This window comes from Streptomyces globisporus (assembly GCF_003501885.1).
GTDB lineage: Bacteria > Actinomycetota > Actinomycetes > Streptomycetales > Streptomycetaceae > Streptomyces > Streptomyces globisporus_D.
In genome coordinates, this window is the sequence record NZ_QWFA01000003.1 from 68,462 (window position 1) to 85,413 (window position 16,952).

The following is a 16,952-nucleotide window of genomic DNA, read 5'->3' on the forward strand; positions in this document are numbered from 1 at the left end:
GAAACCCGGACGGCCCATGCCGGGTGGCCGCCCCCTGAGGAACGGGTGAGTCTGGGCGGGCGTGTCGAGATGCGTCACTCTCGGTCAGGAGGCCCCGCCGTGCCCCGTTCCCTACCGCTCCGCCGCACCCTGGCCGCCCTGCTGCTGTCCTGCGCCCTGGTGGCGGGCGGCACCGCGTGCGGCGACTCGGGTGACACCTCGGGCGGCAACACCGCGAGCGCCTCTGCCGTAGCCAGCCCTTCCGTCTCCGTCTCCGTCTCCGCCTCGGCCGAGAAGCAGCGGCTCGCCAAGACCCGGTTCGTCGCCAACGCGGGGCTGGCGGCGGGGGCGACGTACCAGTGGATCGTGAAGCCGTACCGCGCCGGGACGTTCAGGAAGGGGGCCGAGGGCCGGAGGCTCGCCCTCGTGAAGGCGGGCCTGGCGGGCGGGTTCGCCTACAACCGGCTCCAGGCCGCGGCCAAGAACGCCAAGGGGGACCCGCTGCTGTCGAAGGCCGTCGCCCCGCTCACCGCCGGGATCGAGTCGCTCAAGGGGCTGGGGACCAAGCTCCGCAAGGGCGAGGCGGGGGAGGGTGACGTGGGGGCGTTCGAGAGCGTCATCGAGAGCATCAAGAACGCGGGCAAGGACGCGGGCGCCGAGGTGAAGGACAAGGTTCCCTCCACCTCCCAGCTGACCGGATAGCGACACGAGAGGTTCAGAACAGGTCGTCACCCGTGTCTTCGTAGGCCCTCTCCCCGCCGTCGGGGTCCAGCGGGTCCGCACCGGTCAGGGCCCTGTCCTCCCGAAGCTGCCGCGAAGTGACAAGTAGCTCTCTGTAGCAAGGCGGGGGTGCGCTTGTCCGGGTTTTCGATCTTCTGGGGTCGCCGAGCGAGCGGTTCCGCGAGGTTGGTCTGGTCACGACGACCGGAGGGAGCGCGGGGTGCGGCAGGACTGGGAGCCGGAGGACTTGATCGAGGTTTGGACGCTGTTGGAGGAGGACCAGGAGCGGCTGCGGAACAAGTCGGGGGCGAACCGTCTGGGTTTCGCGTTGTTGCTGAAGTTCTTCGAGGTGGAGGCCCGGTTCCCGGAGGATCCCGGGGAGATCCCGGTGCCCGCGGTGTCGTACGTGGCCCAGCAGGTGAAGGTGCCGGCCGGGGAGTGGGCCGCGTACGACTGGTCGGGGCGGGCGATCAAGCGGCACCGGGTGGAGATCCGGGGCGCGTTCGGGTTCCGGGAGTGCACCGCGGAGTACCAGGCCCAGCTCGCCGAGTGGCTGGCGGCGGAGCTGTGCGGGGTGGAGCTGAACCGGGACCGGCTGGCGGAGGCCGTGGTGGTGCGCTGCCGGGGCGACCGGATGGAGCCGCCGACGCCGGGACGTATCGCCCGCCTGGTCGGGTCGGCGGTCAGCACCTTCGAGGAACGGTTCTGTACGGCCACGGTGGGCCGACTGTTGGCGGCGACCCGGTCCCGGCTGGACGACCTGGTGGCCGAGGACGCCGGCGGTGAGGAGTCGGCGGGCGGCGGTGTGTCGTTCTTCTCCGAGCTGAAGGCGGACCCGGGCGCGCTGGGCCTGGACAGTCTGCTGGCGGAGGTGAACAAGCTCCAGCGGGTGCGTGCGCTGGAGCTGGCTCCGGAGCTATTCGGGGACGTGTCGGAGAAGTTGGTGGCGGCGTGGCGGGCGCGGGCGTCGAAGGAGTACCCCTCGGACCTGCGGGCGGCGGCGCCGCCGGTGCGGTACACGCTGCTGGCCGCGCTGTGTCACGTGCGGCAGACGGAGATCACCGACTCGCTGGTGGAGCTGTTCATCCAGCTGGTGCAGCGGATCAACACGCGGGCGGAGAAGAAGGTCGAGGGCGAGTTCACCAAGGACCTTAAGCGGGTCCGCGGCAAGGAGGGCATCCTGCTCAGGTTGGCGGAGGCCGCGGTCGCGGAGCCGGGCGGCACGGTGCGCCGGGTGATCTTCCCGGTGGCCGGGGAGTCCACGCTGAAGGCCCTGGCCGCGGAGGCCGCGGCGAACGAGGCACGCTACCGGGCCCGGGTGCGTACAGTGCTGCGGTCGTCGTACTCGGGGCACTGGCGGCGGATGCTTTCCCCACTGCTCGGGGCATTGGAGCTGAAGTGCAACAACACCGCCTACCGGCCGGTGATGGACGCCATCGATCTGCTGAAGCGGTACCTGGACCAGCCCATCGCTAAGGAGGGCGCGTTCTTCGACGAGTCGGAGCGGATCCCGCTGGCCGGGGTGGTTCGCGAGGAGTGGCGCAAGGCGGTGGTGGACGAGCGCGGCCGCGTCGAGCGCATCCCGTACGAGCTGTGCGTGCTGGTGTCGCTGCGGGACGCGCTGCGGCGCCGGGAGATCTGGGTGCCGGGCGCGGGCCGGTGGCAGAACCCGGAGGACGACCTGCCGCCGGACTTCGAGGACAACCGCGACGTGCACTACGACGCGATCCGCCAGCCACAGGACCCGGGGGAGTTCATCGGGGCGTTGCAGAAGCGGCTGCGGGAAGCCCTGACCCGGTTCGACACCGCGCTGGAGCTGGGCACGACGGGCGGCGTGGACATCGTCCGCAAGCACGGCGAGCCGTGGATCAAGGTCTCGCCGCTGGGCAAGCAGGTGGAGCCGGAGAACCTGGTGGCGCTGAAGGCGGAGATCGAACGCCGGTGGGGCACCATCGACCTGATCGACATCCTCAAAGAAGCCGAGTTCGCCACCGGGTTCACCTCGGAGTTCGCCTCGGTCGCCACCAGGGAGGCGGTCCCGAAGGCGGTGCTGCGGCGCCGGCTGCTGCTGGTGCTGTTCGCGCTGGGCACGAACATGGGCATCAAGCGGGTCGCGGTCACTGGCAAGCACGGCGAGAGCGAGGCCGTCCTGCGCCGGGTGCGGCACCTGTTCGTCAACCGCACCAACCTGCGCGCCGCCCTGGTCCGCCTCGTCAACGCCACCTTCGCCGCCCGCGATCAGGCGTGGTGGGGCGAGGGCACTGCCTGCGCGTCGGACTCGAAGAAGTTCGGGTCCTGGTCCAGCAACTTCATGACCGAGTGGCACCAGCGCTACCGCGGCCCCGGCGTGATGATCTACTGGCACGTCGAGAAGAAGTCGCTGTGCGTCTACTCCCAGCTCAAGTCCTGCTCCGCGTCCGAGGTCGCGGCGATGATCGAGGGCGTGCTGCGGCACTGCACGGACGTGGAGATCGACCGCCAGTACACCGACACCCACGGCGCCTCGATCGTCGGGTTCGCCTTCGCCCACATGCTCGGCTTCAACCTGCTCCCCAGGTTGAAGAACGTCGGCTCGGCGCGGCTGTACCGGCCGGCGGCCGGGGAGGACGAGAAGTGGCCGCACCTGGCGCCGGTGCTGTCGACCAAGACGATCGACTGGGACCTGATCCGCCAGCAGTACGACCAGATCGTGAAGTACACCACCGCCCTGCGCCTGGGCACCGCCGAGGCCGAGCAGGTCCTGCGACGCTTCACCCGCGGCGGGCCCAAGCACCCCACCTACCGCGCGATTGAGGAACTCGGGCGGGCGGTGCGCACGGCGTTCATCTGCGACTATCTTGCCGACGTGGACCTGCGGCGCGAGATCAACGACGGGCTCCAGGTCGTGGAGAACTGGAACTCCGCCAACCACGACCTTTTCTACGGCAAGGACGGCGACCTGACCGGCTCGGACAAGGAGTCCCAGGAGGTGTCCATGCTCGCCCTGCACCTGCTCCAGTCCGCGTTGGTGCACGTCAACACCCTGCTCCTCCAGGACATCCTGGGCGAGGAGAAGTGGCAGAAGCGGCTCACCGACGCCGACCGGCGGGCCTTGTCACCGCTGTTCTGGACTCATGTGAACCCCTACGGCCGGTTCGAGCTGGACATGAATTCCCACCTTGACCTCACCGCCGCGACGTCTATGGTCCCCGGGCCCCGTGCCGTGTCCGATACGCGGGTTCCCGGACTGGCGGCGCAGGGTGCAGCCGGGTCGGCATCCTGACGGCCCGTACGCCCGGCGTTGTCCAGGGAGCGATTAAATCGTTCTTTAGGGTGAGGCGCCGGGTCCGGGGCCAGCAGTTTCTTGCGGGACCGCCCTCGCTCTACTCGGCGGTCACAGCTGCCGCGGTGCGGTCAGGAGGCACCGGTCTGCGTCATCCCGCGCGGCTCGGCCGCGCGAGCTATTCCGGCACCCGCGGGACCAGAAATGTCAGACCTGTGTGACCGCATCGAAGACCGTGACGCGGTTGTCGTCGGCGAGCGAGTGGGTGGGGTCGGCGTGCGCGGCGACGCTGAACTCGGTGACGGCAGTGATCATTTTCTTTCGGTTGTTGGCGTGATGTCGGTGGCTGTCCCGCCCGGCCGAGGCCCGCACGGCGATGGCGATGATGTGCACCGCGTGTCCGATCGAGTCCCTCTGCGTGGTGCGGTTAGAGGGCTGGAGTTGGGCTCGGGGCCGCGGCCGGCTGAGGGAGCCTGCCTGTGCGGCGGGCCCAGATTTCGAACGCGACAGTCATGAACGGGGGTACGGCGGCCAGGAGGGCGAAGATCGTGGTCCGGCCCAGTCGCCACTTCAGCCGGATCGCGACCAGGATGGTCAGGGCCACGTAGACGATGAAGGCGGCGCCGTGGAGGGTGCCGAAGATCCGTACGCCGAGTTCGGTGGTTTCGGGGATGTACTTGAGGTACATCCCGACCAGCAGGCCTGCCCACGTGCACGCTTCGATGACCGCGATCCAGGTGAACGCGCGCAGCAGACGGCTGGAGCCGGTTTCGGTGGCCCGTGCGGCCGGCACGTCGGCGGAAGGCGGTTCGGAGGTGGGCGTGGAAGGCGTCTGCGGGGTGCCGGGGCGTGCGGGCCACAGGGCGCGGTCGCCGAGCAGGCGGACGATGGCGGGGACCAGGAGCGGGCGGATGAGGAAGGTGTCCAGCAGGATACCGAAGGCCATGGCGAAGCCGAACTGGAACAGTTCGCGGATCGGCTGGGTCATCAGGACGGCGAAGGTCGCCGCGAGGATGAGGCCTGCGGAGGAGACGACGCCGCCGGTTCGTGTCAGGGCGGCGGTGATCGCCTTCGCTGGGGGCTGGGTGCGCAGTTCTTGCTTGAACCGGCTCATGATGAAGATGTTGTAGTCGACGCCGAGCGCGACGAGGAAGACGAAGATGTACGCGGTGACGCGGTTGCCGATGCCGTCGTCACCGAGGACGGTCACGGTGAAGAAGGTGGTGGCGCCCAGGGTGGCCAGGAACGACAGGATCAGGGTCGCGACCAGGTAGAGCGGGGCAAGGAGCGAGCGGAGCAGCAGGACGAGGACCGCGGTGACGATGGCCAGGACCAGGAGCACGATGAAGGTCGTGTCGCGGTCGAGGGCGGAGCGGATGTCGGCGTTCTGTGCGGTCTCGCCGCCGATGAGCACCGTGGCGTCCTGGACTCCGGCGGCCTGGGCCGCGGATTGTGTGGCCTGCTTGAGGGGACCGATCGCGTCGAGTGCCTTGGAGCTGTAGGGGTCGAGGTCGAGGACGACGTCGTAGAAGACGGTCTTGCCGTCCTTGCCCATGCGGGGGTCTGCGACACGGCTGACGTGATCGGCGTCGGTGAGCGCGGTGGCGATGTCGGCGGGTGCGGGGCTGGAGCGCAGGTTGTCCCGGGAATGGACGACGACGGTACTAGGGGCGATCTCGCCGGGCCCGAATTCCTCCTGGATGAGGTGCTGCCCGTGCTCCGACTCGGTTGCGGTGCGGAAGCCGCTGAGGGTGTTGAAGCTCTCCTGGTAGCCGAGCAGTCCCGCGCTCAGCACCACGAGGAGTGCGATCACGGCCGAGGCCACCTTGACGGGGGCCCGTGCGACCAGGGCGGCGATGCGGTGCCAGATGCCTGCGCCGCGACTGCGTTCGGCGGCCTTGTCCACGCCCCCGGGCCAGAACACGCCCCTGCCCAGAAGGAGGACCAGGGCGGGGATGAAGGTGAACGCCACCAGCGCCATGACGGCCACGCCCAGGGCGAGGTACGGTCCGAAGCCATGAAGCGCCGGGGAGACGGCCACGAGCAGGGCGAACATGGCGAGCACGATGGTTGAGGCGCTGGCGAGGACGGACTCGGCGGTGCGGCGCACGGCGGTCTGCATCGCGCGGGCGCGGTCTGGCTCGTCGAGCAGGGTCTCGCGGTAGCGGGCGGTGATGATCAGCGCGTAGTCCGTGCCCACCCCGAACAGCAGCACGGTCATGATCGAGGCGGTCTGGGAGCTGACCGTGATGACTCCGGCGTCCGCGAGAATCGCGCCGAGCGTCTCCGCCACGCGCATAGCCACGCCCACGGCAAGAAGCGGTACGAGCGCCATCAGGGGCGAGCGGTAGATCGCCAGCAGGATGATCAGGACGAGCACGATGGTAGCCAGTAGCAGGATTTTGTCACCGCCGCTGAAGACCTTCACAGTGTCGGTGGCGATCCCGGCGGGGCCAGTCACCGCGACGTCAGCGGGCCCGGCCCGGTCGGACGCGAGGTCACGCACCTTGTCGACCGCGTTCTGGAAGGACTCGTCCGAGGGGCTTCCCTTCATGGGCACGATGACCAGCTGGGCACCGCGGTCCTGCGAGATCAGCTCGGCCGCGGCGTCGGGAGCGGTCACCGTGGAGACCACGCTCACGACATGGTCGGGTCGGCTGGTTCCGGAAAGGGCCGAGGTGATGGCGGCGACCGCCTGTGTGGCGCTCGCCGCGGCGTCGGTGCCCTTGCCGCGGACCACGATGATCGCTGGCGTCGCGTCCTGGCCCGGAAGCTGGGCGCGGACGAGATCACGGGCCTTCATCGAGTCCGAGGCGGCGGGCGGCAGGTTGGCGGACGCGTTGTCCTCGACGGATTCCAGGGCCGGGGCGACCCCGGCGAGGAGGCCCGCGATCAGAACCCAGAAGGCCACCACCACGGCGGCGCGTTTCTTCGATCCCAGGAGACATCGGAGCAGAGCGGGGGAGTTCATCGGTTGCATCGGGCAGCCTTCGACAGGAAGCACGGACAAAACTTAGCGACAGGGTGTCTCTAAGTTGTGTCAAGCTAACACGCTCTCTCGGCCTCCCGGCCGTGGGGGTAGGTTGGCGGGAGACGGCACAGTGCCCGAGGTGAAGCGGAGAAAATGCCCAAGATTGAAGCCGACAGCGTCCGGGAGCACCGGGCCCAGCGGCTCGCGCGGCTGATCGATGCGGCCGAGGAGCTCCTGGAAGAGGGCGGCGCCGAAGCTCTCACAGCCGGAGCGGTTGCCGCGCGAGCCGGGATCGCCCGCAACAGCATCTACCGCTACTTCAACTCCATCGACGACCTGCTCGAACTCGTCGTCACCCGCGAATTCCCCGCCTGGATCGACGCGGTGGAGCAGGCGATCGCGAGCGAGACCACGCCCGCCGCCCAGGCCGCCGCCTACGTCAGGGCCAACCTCGAACAGGCGGCTCGCGGCACCCACGGCTGGCGGGCCGCGCTCTCGCGCGGCTCGCTCTCGCCGTCGGCGCGGGAGCGGGTGAGGAATCTGCACATCTCGCTACATGAGGCGCTCGCCCGGGTCGTGCGCGAACTGGGACAGCCACAGCCCGAGCTGACCGTGGCGGTGGTCCAGGCAGTTGTCGATGCGTGCATCCGCAGAATCGACCAGGGCGACGATCTGACGACCGTGTCCGACTTCGCGGCGGGAGCGACGCGTCGACTGCTCGCGGACGACGACTTGCCGCAGCACCCGTGACGCACCCCGCCCAGGCGGCTCGCAAGCCCGTCGATAGCGAAGCCCCGGCAGAACGAGCCTGATCTTGAGCGGTTCCGGACCGTGACGCAGATCGCTGGCGGCTCACATGCGAGCTAAAGGCCATGCGCTGCACGCACGAACCCCGCTCTCACAAACGGTCCTTTGCCCGAGCAAGATCGGAAACGGGCTGCCGGACTGCCGCCGGACCCGGTTCCGTTCTCAGAACCCGTTCTCACTCGAAAGTGACACGGACCCCCTTCTGAGACTTGCATTGTGCGAAGATTCGGGCTCATGACGGACCCTCAGCAGCCCCCGCAGACCGGCCGGTCGGACGCGGACGACGTCGAAGCGCACGCCTGTCCGAAGTGCGATGCCCAGCCCGGATCACCCTGCCGCTCGCGCGGCGGCGCGGTCGCCTCCGCCTACCACACCCGCCGCTTCACCCTCGTGCCCCGGCTGAAGAAGGCGCTGCGCGTGGCCACCCCGGCCGACCGCGGACCCGGCCGGCCGTGGCGTCCGGGCACTCCGCCCCCGGCCCCGGTCGATCCGGACCTGCCGGGCGCGGACATCCGCATCGGCTACGCCCGATGCTCGACCCTGGGCCAGGAACTCGACTCCCAGCTCGACGCGCTCGCCGGACACGGCATCCCCCGGGACAAGATCTTCAGTGAGAAGATCAGCACCCGCGTCCGGGTCCGCCCCCGGTTCGAGGAGGCGCTGCGGACCGCGCGGGAGGTCAAGGCGCACGCCCCGCACTGCCGGGTCATCTTCACCGTGTACGAGATGAAGCGGCTCGGCCGCGACGCCGCCGAACTCACCGCGCTCGCCGACCACCTCACCGCCCACGGCCTCATCCTGGAGATGCTCGCCGGAACCTTGCCCGGCCTCTACGACCCCACTGGGCCGGGCAAGCTGCTGTTCGCGTTCTTCGCTGCGATGGCGGAGACCGAGCGGGAGAACATCCGCGAGTCCACCCTGGAAGGGCTCGACACCGCCGCCCGCAGGGGCAAGCACGGCGGCCGGCCCCCGGTCATCACCGACGACATGCTCCACACTGTCCTCCGGCGCCGCGCGGGCGGCGAGTCCGTCGAGCAGATCCAGCCCGACCTGTTCATCCCCACCGGCAAGCGCAAGGGCCACAACCCTTCGGTGGCCAGCGTCTACCGGGCCCTCGCCGAGCACGCTAAGCGCGAGGCGTACCCCGAAGCCGTCGAGCAGGCCCACGCCGACTTCGCCGCCAGCCGGACCGCGACGGTCTCTGAGCCTCGCCCCGCTACCCCTGACCGAGCGGCACTCTGATCACAGAGCGCTACTTGTCACTTCGCGGCAGCTTCGGGAGGACAGGGCCGTCAGAGCGAGGATCAGATGGGCCCCGTAGGGCGAGCCGTCGGTTCCGCCCTTCGCGTTCAGTGCCCCGCCGGTGCCGTCCTCGTCGATCGCGCAGTCCGCCGGGTCCAGGCCGAGCCGTGCGGCGAGCGCACCCACCGCGGTCAGAAGCCGGCTCCGGGTGTTCCCGGCCCCCGTGGTTCCGTCCTTCGGGAGGGGGAGCACCACGAGGAGATCGGCCAGGAAGCCACGGCGCAGGCCGTCCGGAGGGGCCGCCTCGAACGCCGCCGCGACCGGCTGGAGCTCGGAGACCAGCGGCAGCCAGGCACGCATCGCCGCCTCGGCGGTGTGCACCCGCTCCAGATTGCAGGCGACGCGGCAGACGACGTCGTCGGGAGAGAAGCGCATCAGTGGGTCACGTACCCCTTCTTCGAGATGGTGGTGTCATTGTCCCGTCGGCGGGCGGGGCGACCGGCGGATATCAGGATGATCATGCCGGGTCCCGCCGGTTAAGGTGCCGCATGACGTCTCTCTCCCACGACCGCTACTGCCACGAGATCCTGGCCCAGACCGACGCCCTGCGTGCGGTGCTGACCGGTGCCGATCTCACCGTGACCGTTCCCAGCTGCCCCGACTGGACCCTCCGCGAGCTCGCGGTGCACGTCGGCGGCGCGCACCGGTGGGTCGGCGAGATCGTCCGTACCCGGGCCTCCGAGGAGTTCCCGGAGGACAAGGTGCCCGGCTTCGAGGGGCCGGACGGCGAGGACCCGGCCGCACTGGACGCCTGGCTCGCCGAAGGCGCGGCCGCCACCGTCGCCGCGCTGCGGGAAGCCGGGCCGGACGCCGAGGTGTGGACGTGGGTGACCGAGCAGCGTACGGCCTTCTGGGCGCGCCGCATGACGCACGAGACGGCCGTGCACCGGGCGGACGCGGCGCTCGCCGCCCGCGCCCCGTACGAGGTCGACGCAGAGGTGGCCGCCGACACCATCGAGGAGTGGCTCGGCATCGTCGCCCTGGCCCAGGAGAAAGGCGACCCGGAGGCGGCGGAACTGCGCGGCGGAGGGCGCTCGTTGCATCTGCACGCCACCGACGTGCCCGGCGCGGAGTGGCTGATCGAGTTCGGCGACGACCGTTTCACCTGGCGGCGCGCGCACGACAAGGCCACGGTCGCCCTGCGCGGCACGCTCACCGATCTGATGCTCGTCTTCAACCGCCGCCTGGAGCCCGCCAGTTCACGGGTCGAGGTGCTCGGCGACGCGGCGCTGCTGGACTTCTGGCTGGACCGGTCCTCGTTCGGCTGAGCACCCTGCTCAGCTGTCCCGCCTAGGAGTTGAGTTCCGCCAGGACCCGCAGCGTGTGCGGGTCCGGCGCGGTGACCAGCAGATCCGTCACCGGGCCCGTGCGCCACAACTCCAGCCGCTCCGCGATGCGGGCACGCGGCCCGATCAGCGAGATCTCATCGGCGAACGCGTCCGGCACCGCCCGCACCGCCTCCTCCTTCCGGCCCAGGAGGAACAGCTCCTGGATCCGCCGGGCCTCCTCCTCGAACCCCATGCGGGCCATCAGATCGGCGTGGAAGTTGCGGGCCGCGTGCCCCATCCCGCCGATGTAGAAGCCGAGCATCGCCTTCACCGGCCACAGCCCCTCGGCCACGTCGTCGCAGACGTGCGCGCGGGCCATCGGCGCCACCATGAAACCGCCCCGGAGCCCGGCCAGGGAGGTCTCGTAGACGTCGGTGCGCAGCGGTGACCAGTACAGCGGCAGCCAGCCGTCCGCGATCTCCACCGTCTGCGCGATGTTCTTCGGGCCCTCCGCCCCCAGCAGGACCGGAAGCGAGGCCCGCAGCGGATGCGTGATCGGCTTCAGCGGCTTGCCGAGCCCGGTGGCGTCCGGACCGGCGTACGGATGGGAGTGGAAACGGCCCGCCAGCTCGACCGGCCCCTGCCGGGCCAGCACCTGCCGGATCACCTCGACGTACTCCCGGGTCGCCGTCAGCGGGCTCTTCGGGAACGGCCGCCCGTACCACCCCTCGACCACCTGCGGCCCCGACAAGCCCAGGCCCAGCAGCATCCGGCCGCCGGAGAGATGGTCCAGGGTCAGCGCGTGCATGGCCGTCGCGGTGGGGGTGCGGGCCGCCATCTGGACGATGCCGGTCCCCAGTCGGATCCGCGAGGTGCGGGCGGCGATCCAGGTCAGCGGTGTGAAGGCGTCCGAGCCCCAGGCCTCCGCCGTCCACACCGAGTCGTAGCCGAGCCGCTCCGCCTCCTGGACCAGGCCGAGTTGGCCGGGGTCCGGGCCGCGGCCCCAGTAGCCGAGCGCGAGTCCGAGCCGCATACCGTTCCCTCCAGCCTTTACTGACGATGCGTCAGAAGCGTTGGGTGCGGGGTGGACTGTACGACAACGGCCCCCCGCCCGGAAGGGCGAGGGGCCGCGGTGCACGCCTCGGGGTCAGCCGCGCTGGATGCCCGTGGTGTCCTGGAGGACGCCACGACGGCCGTCCTGCGTCTGGGCGATCAGGCTCTGGCCGCGCTGCTCCACCGCGAGGTACCAGGTGCCCGGCGCCAGCTCGGCGATCGGGTTCGGCGAACCGTCCTCGCCGTACAGCGGACGCGCCACCGGAACGGCGAACCAGAACGGGGTGAAGTCACCCGCCGGGGCCCCGCCGCCCTGCGGGGGCTGCTGGGCCTGGGCCTGGGCCTGCGGCGCCTGGTCGGCCGGGGCGGGCTGGCCCTGCTGGGGCGCGCCCGGGTAGCCGTAACCCTGGCTCGGCTGCGCGCCGTACGGCGCCTGCTGCTGGCCGCCCGGGTAGCCGTAGCCCTGGCCGGGCTGCGCACCGTACGGCTGCTGGCCGCCCTGCAGGCCCTGCGCCGGGCCGGCCGGGCTGAGGAGCGGGGCCTTGAGGAAGGGCACCAACGGTCCGGCGACCGCGCCACCGGCGAGCACGATGGTGGCGAGCAGGCCGAGGATCAGGCCGGCCCCGGCGTTGCTGATGTCGAGGATCGTCCAGAAGGCGGTCCACAGGGCGAAGACGGTGAGCGCCACGCCGAACTGGCCGAGGTCCAGCCCGACGACCTTGCGGCCCGGCATCGCGCGGCCGATGATCACCAGCGCCGCCGCGATGACGCCGGCGAGGTAGACGCTCATCAGGATGCCGAGCGCGTCCCAGGCGTTAGGGCTGTCGAACCGGGAGCAGTCGACGCCCTGCGGGCAGTCGTAGCTGGAGAAGTCGAGGAAAGAGGCGATGAACAGCACGACCGCTGCTCCGATCACCACGCCGTCGCCTCGTGTGAGGGATCGGATATTCACGTGAAGGTCCTTAGTCGGTCGTCTCGTCGGGGCGGTCGTCGCTGCCGCCGGTGCGGCTCGAAGCTCGGGAGCGGCTCCCCATCGTACGGATGAATCTATCGTCTGCCCGGGCGGGTTGCCCCCGAGCCCGGATCATGAGCGGTTATCCCCCCAATATCACCGCAGAACTACCTCTTCAGGTAGCCGGCAATGCCGTCGGCCAGTCCTTGGGCCGCCTTCTGCCGCCAACTCGCGGCGGTGAGCAGCGCGGCGTCCTTCGGATCACGCATATTGCCGCATTCGACGAAGACTTTGGGCACGGTCGACAGATTCAGTCCACCGAGATCATCGCGGGTGTCGAGGCCGGTATTTCCGCCGATGTAATTGGAAGGCGCGCTTCCGGTCGTGCGGGCGAAGTGTCCCGCGATCCTCGCGCCGAGATCGGCGGAACTCTTCACGATCTTCGAGGTGTCGGCCCCGCCGCCTTTGACCCCGGCGGGCAGGATCACATGGAAGCCGCGGTTGCCCACCGCGGATCCGTCGGCGTGCACCGAAACCACCGCGTCGGCCTTCGCCTCGTTCCCGATCCGGGCCCGCTCGTCGATGCACGGCCCGAACGGCCGGTCCGCGTCGTGCGTCAGCCGGACCCGGGCGCCCTCGGCCTCCAGCAGCGCGCGCAGCCGGTGGGAGACGTCGAGGGTGAACCGGGCCTCCGCGTAACCGTCGTTGGTGGCCGTTCCGGTCGTATCGCACTCCTTGCGGCCGGTGCCGATGTCGACCTGTTTGTCGATCTCCCGGGTGTGATCGCGGTTACCCGGATGGTGGCCGGGGTCGATCACCACGGTCCGGCCGGTCAGCGGGCCCTTCGGCGGCTGCGTCCCGGTCGGAGCCGGGGCCGCCGAGGTGGCGGCGTCCGCGCCGGGCCGGGGCGGGGCCGCACCGGCGTCGCCGGTTTCCTGACCGCCGCCGCATCCGGCGGCGGTCAGACATACGGCGGCCAGCGCGGCGGCCACGGACAGGGGCCGGGCGCGGCGGGTGGGGGGAGGGCTGTCGTCGTACGGCACGCGGCGATGCTACCCATCCGGCCGTCCCGGGCTGCTCAGATCCCGGCGTCCGTGCGGCGCAGCACGCGCAGCGAGTCCGTCGCGGACACCTCCATGAACGCCCCGGAGGCCAGCGCCCGCCGGTAGATCCGGTACGGGGCCTGCCCGCCGTCGGCCGGGTCCGGGAACACGTCGTGGATCACCAGCAGCCCGCCCTCCACGACATGCGGGGACCAGCCCTCGTAGTCGGCGTTCGCGTGCTCGTCGGTGTGCCCGCCGTCGATGAAGACGAGCCCCAGCGGTCCGCTCCACACGGCGGCGACCTGCGGGGAACGCCCGACGAGCGCCACCACGTGGTCCTCCAGGCCGGCCCGGCGCAGGGTGCGTCGGAAGGTCGGCAGCGTGTCCATCAGCCCGACCTCCGGGTCCACCACGCTCGGGTCGTGGTACTCCCAGCCCGGCTGCTGCTCCTCGCTGCCCCGGTGGTGGTCCACGGTGAGCGCGGTCACCCCGGCGCCCCGCGCCGCGTCCGCCAGCAGGATCGCGGAGCGCCCGCAGTACGTGCCCACCTCCAGCAGCGGCAGCCCGAGCGCACCGGCCTCGGTGGCGGCGGCGTACAGGGCGAGGCCCTCGTGGACCGGCATGAAGCCCTTGGCGGCCTCGAACGCGGCGAGCACGTCCGGGGACGGGGAGGGGGTGGCGGCGGTCACGGGGTTCCTCCAGGTGGGGGCGGTTCTGCTGACGACGGCGCCCTATCGTGCCGTACGGTCCGGACGGCCGCCGCAGCGGGGGCCGCCAGCACCGAGGCGACCGGAGCGGGTTCGGCGTCCGCGCTGCTCGCCAGGAGCACCGGGTGCGCGGAGGGCCGCTGCGAGGGCAGGAACGCCGCCAGTACGAGGCCGATCAGCACCGCGCCCGTGGCGATCAGGAACGAGATCCGGAACCCCTCCATGGACGGCACCTCGACCGAGCCCATGGTCACGGAGGTGTTGGCCAGCACCATGCCGATGACGGCGCTCGACACCGAGGTGCCGATGGACCGCATCAGGGTGTTGAGGCCGTTGGCCGCGCCGGTCTCCGACGGGTCGACGGCGCCGATGATCAGGGCGGGCAGCGAGGAGTAGGCGAGGCCGATGCCCGCGCCGAGCACCACCGCGATCAGCACGGTCTGCCAGGCGGCGGAGAGCAGGCCGAGCCCGGCCCCGTAACCGATCGCGATGACCAGCATGCCGAGCATCAGCGTGGTCTTGGGGCCGCGGCGGGCCGAGATCCGGGCGTACAGCGGGGCGACGAACATCATCGTCACGCCCAGCGGGGCCACGCAGAGCCCGGCGACGACCATGGACTGGCCGAGGCCGTAACCGGTCGACGTGGGCAGCTGGAGCAGTTGCGGCAGGACCAGGGAGACCGCGTAGAAGGCGACCCCGACCATGATCGAGGCGAGGTTGGTGAGCAGTACCTCGCGGCGGGCGGTGGTGCGCAGATCGACCAGTGGCGCCGGGGTGCGCAGTTCGAACAGCCCCCACAGCACCAGCGTGGCCACGGACGCGGCGAGCAGTCCGAGGGTCGGCGCGGAGCTCCAGCCCCAGTCGCTGCCCTTGGTGACCGGCAGGAGAAGAAGGACCAGGCCGAGCGAGAGTCCGAGGGCGCCGAGAAGGTCGAAGGAGCCGGGCGCGCGCAGCGGGGGTTCGGGGACGAGCGCGTACGTGAGCGCCATCGCGAGCAGGCCGAGCCCGGCAGACCCGAGGAACAGGGCGTGCCAGTCCGCGTGCTGGGCGACCAGCGCGGCGACGGGCAGCGCGAGTCCGCCGCCGACGCCGATGGAGGAACTCATCAGCGCCATCGCCGAGCCGAGCTTCTCGCGCGGCAGCTCGTCGCGCATGATGCCGATGCCGAGCGGGATGGCGCCCATGGCGAAGCCCTGGAGCGCGCGGCCGGTGATCATCACGATCAGGTCGTCGGTGGAGGCGCAGATCAGCGAGCCGATCACCATCACGGCCAGCGAGGCGAGCAGCATCCGCCGCTTGCCGTGGAGATCGCCGAGGCGGCCCATGATCGGGGTCGAGACGGCGCCCGCGAGCAGGGTGGCGGTCATCACCCACGTGGCGTTGGCCGGGGCGGTGTCCAGCAGGACCGGCAGATCCTTGATGACCGGGACGAGCAGGGTCTGCATGACCGCGACGGTGATCCCCGCGAAGGCGAGGACGGGCACGATGCCGCCGGAACGCCGCGCTTTCGGCGGCTCGGGAAGCTCCTGTATGTGCCGTGTCCGTCGCGTCCGTCGCATGCGTGGGGCCTCCCGGGCAGCCTTCGGTCACCCGGGCTCCCCCCAAGTGCGTGCAGGGTGAACGCTTCCGGACGGCGCTTCTATTCCGGCCCGGATCCGGCAGTCTCCTGACCTTCCGTCAGATTGGAACGTGTTCTACTCTTGCGCCGTTCCAGTGGCTGCGACCGGTGGAGACGCGCATGGGCAGGAGCACGGTCAGGGGCAGGGCGATCGGTACCGGCATCGGGATCACCGAGGAGCACCGCGCTCTGGCGCACTCCGTACGGGGGTGGCTGGCCCGCGCCGCGCCCCCGGGTGAGGTGCGGGAACTCCTCGACGCGGGGAGCCCGGCCGCCCCCGGTGTGCGCCCCGCGCACTGGAAGGCGCTCGTCGCTCAGGGGCTCACCGGTATCCATCTCCCCGAGGGGTACGGAGGTGGCGGCGGGGGGCTCCTCGACCTCGCCGTCGTCCTGGAGGAAGCCGCGTACGCCTCGCTCCCCGGCCCGTACCTTGCGACGACGCTCACCTCCGCCGTGCTGCACCAGGGGGTGGCCGCCGGGGCGCCGGTCGGGGTCGAGGCCCTGTGCGGGCCGCTGCGGGAGCTGGCCGCGGGGGACCGCACCGCCGCCCTCGCCCTCGGCCCCGGCACCCTCACCGTCACCCCCGCCGCGACCGGCCACCGCCTCGACGGCACCGCCCCGCCCGTCCTCGGCGCCGGTGCGGCCGACCTGCTCCTGCTGCCCGCCGTCACACCCGACGGCGAGCGCTGGTTCCTCGTGGACGCCGGGGCCGAGGGGCTCACCGTGCGCCCGCACCGCAGCGTCGATCCGACCCGGCCGACAGCCGAGGTGCGGGCCGACGCCGTCTCCGTGCCGGCGCACCGGGCCGTGCCGGTCGCCGACCCGGGGCTCGCCCGGGACCTGGCCGCCGTCCTCCTCGCCGCCGACGCCTGCGGCACCGCGGCCCGGAGCCTGGACACCGCCGTCGCCCACGCCGCCGTACGGGAACAGTTCGGGCGGCCCGTCGGGGCGTTCCAGGCGGTCAAACACCTCTGCGCCGACATGCTCATCCGCCTCGAACAGGCCCGCGCCCTCACCTGGGACGCGGCCCGCGCCGCGGACGAGGGGACCGCGGGCGAGGCGGCCGGGGCCGAGGCGCGTGCGCTCGCCGCCGCGCTCGCCGCCGCCACCGCCCCGGAGGCCGCGTACACCTGCGCCAAGGACGCCATCCAAATCCTCGGCGGCATCGGCTTCACCTGGGAGCACGACGCCCACCTCCAGCTGCGCCGGGCGGTCCTCGCCCGCCAGCTTCTCGGCCCCGCCGACGCCCACCGGCTGCAGCTGCAGCCCG

At 71.3% G+C, this 16,952-nt stretch carries 13 protein-coding genes; 6 read left to right on the forward strand and 7 right to left on the reverse strand.

The features are described 5' to 3' along the window. The first annotated feature begins 99 nt into the window (after window positions 1-99). Together D3105_RS01335 and D3105_RS01340 are read left to right on the forward strand one after the other, a co-directional pair. On the forward strand, window positions 100-681 hold the full coding sequence (locus D3105_RS01335; RefSeq protein ID WP_118899171.1) for a hypothetical protein: 582 nt from the start codon (window positions 100-102) through the stop codon (window positions 679-681). Window positions 682-919: 238 nt separating this feature from the next. Beyond that, complete coding sequence (locus tag D3105_RS01340) at window positions 920-3,961, forward strand: Tn3 family transposase (RefSeq protein WP_118899172.1); 3,042 nt, start codon at window positions 920-922, stop codon at window positions 3,959-3,961. A 427-nt stretch (window positions 3,962-4,388) separates the two neighbouring features. On the opposite strand, the gene D3105_RS01350 is transcribed toward D3105_RS01340, so the two are convergent. After that, the gene (locus tag D3105_RS01350) at window positions 4,389-6,932 is read right to left on the reverse strand and encodes an MMPL family transporter (RefSeq protein ID WP_118899174.1); all 2,544 of its coding nucleotides are present in this window, start codon (window positions 6,930-6,932) and stop codon (window positions 4,389-4,391) included. Window positions 6,933-7,085: 153 nt separating this feature from the next. Between D3105_RS01350 and D3105_RS01355 the strand changes: the two genes are divergently transcribed. Then, a complete protein-coding gene (locus tag D3105_RS01355; protein WP_118899175.1) occupies window positions 7,086-7,682 on the forward strand; it encodes a TetR/AcrR family transcriptional regulator in 597 nt (198 codons plus the stop codon). Window positions 7,683-7,973: 291 nt separating this feature from the next. Then, window positions 7,974-8,981, forward strand: a complete 1,008-nt coding sequence (locus tag D3105_RS01360) for a recombinase family protein (protein ID WP_118899176.1) — start codon at window positions 7,974-7,976, stop codon at window positions 8,979-8,981. Here the strand turns inward: D3105_RS01360 and D3105_RS01365 are convergent, their stop codons facing one another. Then, complete coding sequence (locus tag D3105_RS01365) at window positions 8,982-9,416, reverse strand: hypothetical protein (RefSeq protein ID WP_118899177.1); 435 nt, start codon at window positions 9,414-9,416, stop codon at window positions 8,982-8,984. Window positions 9,417-9,529: 113 nt separating this feature from the next. On the opposite strand from D3105_RS01365, the gene D3105_RS01370 reads away from it, so the two are divergent. Next, complete coding sequence (locus D3105_RS01370) at window positions 9,530-10,309, forward strand: maleylpyruvate isomerase family mycothiol-dependent enzyme (protein WP_118899178.1); 780 nt, start codon at window positions 9,530-9,532, stop codon at window positions 10,307-10,309. A 22-nt stretch (window positions 10,310-10,331) separates the two neighbouring features. Here D3105_RS01370 and D3105_RS01375 read toward each other — a convergent pair whose 3' ends face one another. From D3105_RS01375 to D3105_RS01395, 5 genes are all read right to left on the reverse strand, one after another. Beyond that, window positions 10,332-11,342, reverse strand: coding sequence for an LLM class F420-dependent oxidoreductase (locus D3105_RS01375; protein WP_118899179.1), 1,011 nt, complete (start codon window positions 11,340-11,342; stop codon window positions 10,332-10,334). Between the two features lie 114 nt (window positions 11,343-11,456). Beyond that, entirely contained in the window at window positions 11,457-12,314 is an 858-nt protein-coding gene (locus D3105_RS01380; protein WP_118899180.1) for a hypothetical protein, read from the reverse strand. A 167-nt stretch (window positions 12,315-12,481) separates the two neighbouring features. Next, on the reverse strand, window positions 12,482-13,357 hold the full coding sequence (locus D3105_RS01385) for an N-acetylmuramoyl-L-alanine amidase (RefSeq protein ID WP_118899181.1): 876 nt from the start codon (window positions 13,355-13,357) through the stop codon (window positions 12,482-12,484). A 35-nt stretch (window positions 13,358-13,392) separates the two neighbouring features. Further along, window positions 13,393-14,046: a class I SAM-dependent methyltransferase gene (locus D3105_RS01390; protein ID WP_118899182.1), complete on the reverse strand. Its 654-nt coding sequence runs from the start codon at window positions 14,044-14,046 to the stop codon at window positions 13,393-13,395. Continuing rightward, window positions 14,043-15,623: an MFS transporter gene (locus tag D3105_RS01395; RefSeq protein WP_118899183.1), complete on the reverse strand. Its 1,581-nt coding sequence runs from the start codon at window positions 15,621-15,623 to the stop codon at window positions 14,043-14,045. Before D3105_RS01395 ends, D3105_RS01390 begins: the two co-directional genes overlap by 4 nt. 179 nt (window positions 15,624-15,802) lie before the next feature. Here D3105_RS01395 and D3105_RS01400 point away from each other — a divergent pair. After that, window positions 15,803-16,952 (forward strand): acyl-CoA dehydrogenase family protein (locus D3105_RS01400; RefSeq protein ID WP_133305671.1); only part of this gene is annotated, 1,150 nt, incomplete at its 3' end.

Bases quoted from the DNA above. Each gene is read 5' to 3' on its own strand.
- D3105_RS01350 (WP_118899174.1), bottom strand. From the start codon at position 6,932: ATGAACTCCCCCGCTCTGCTCCGATGTCTCCTGGGATCGAAGAAACGC.
- D3105_RS01355 (WP_118899175.1), top strand. From the start codon at position 7,086: ATGCCCAAGATTGAAGCCGACAGCGTCCGGGAGCACCGGGCCCAGCGG.
- D3105_RS01360 (WP_118899176.1), top strand. From the start codon at position 7,974: ATGACGGACCCTCAGCAGCCCCCGCAGACCGGCCGGTCGGACGCGGAC.
- D3105_RS01365 (WP_118899177.1), bottom strand. From the start codon at position 9,416: ATGCGCTTCTCTCCCGACGACGTCGTCTGCCGCGTCGCCTGCAATCTG.
- D3105_RS01370 (WP_118899178.1), top strand. From the start codon at position 9,530: ATGACGTCTCTCTCCCACGACCGCTACTGCCACGAGATCCTGGCCCAG.
- D3105_RS01375 (WP_118899179.1), bottom strand. From the start codon at position 11,342: ATGCGGCTCGGACTCGCGCTCGGCTACTGGGGCCGCGGCCCGGACCCC.
- D3105_RS01395 (WP_118899183.1), bottom strand. From the start codon at position 15,623: ATGCGACGGACGCGACGGACACGGCACATACAGGAGCTTCCCGAGCCG.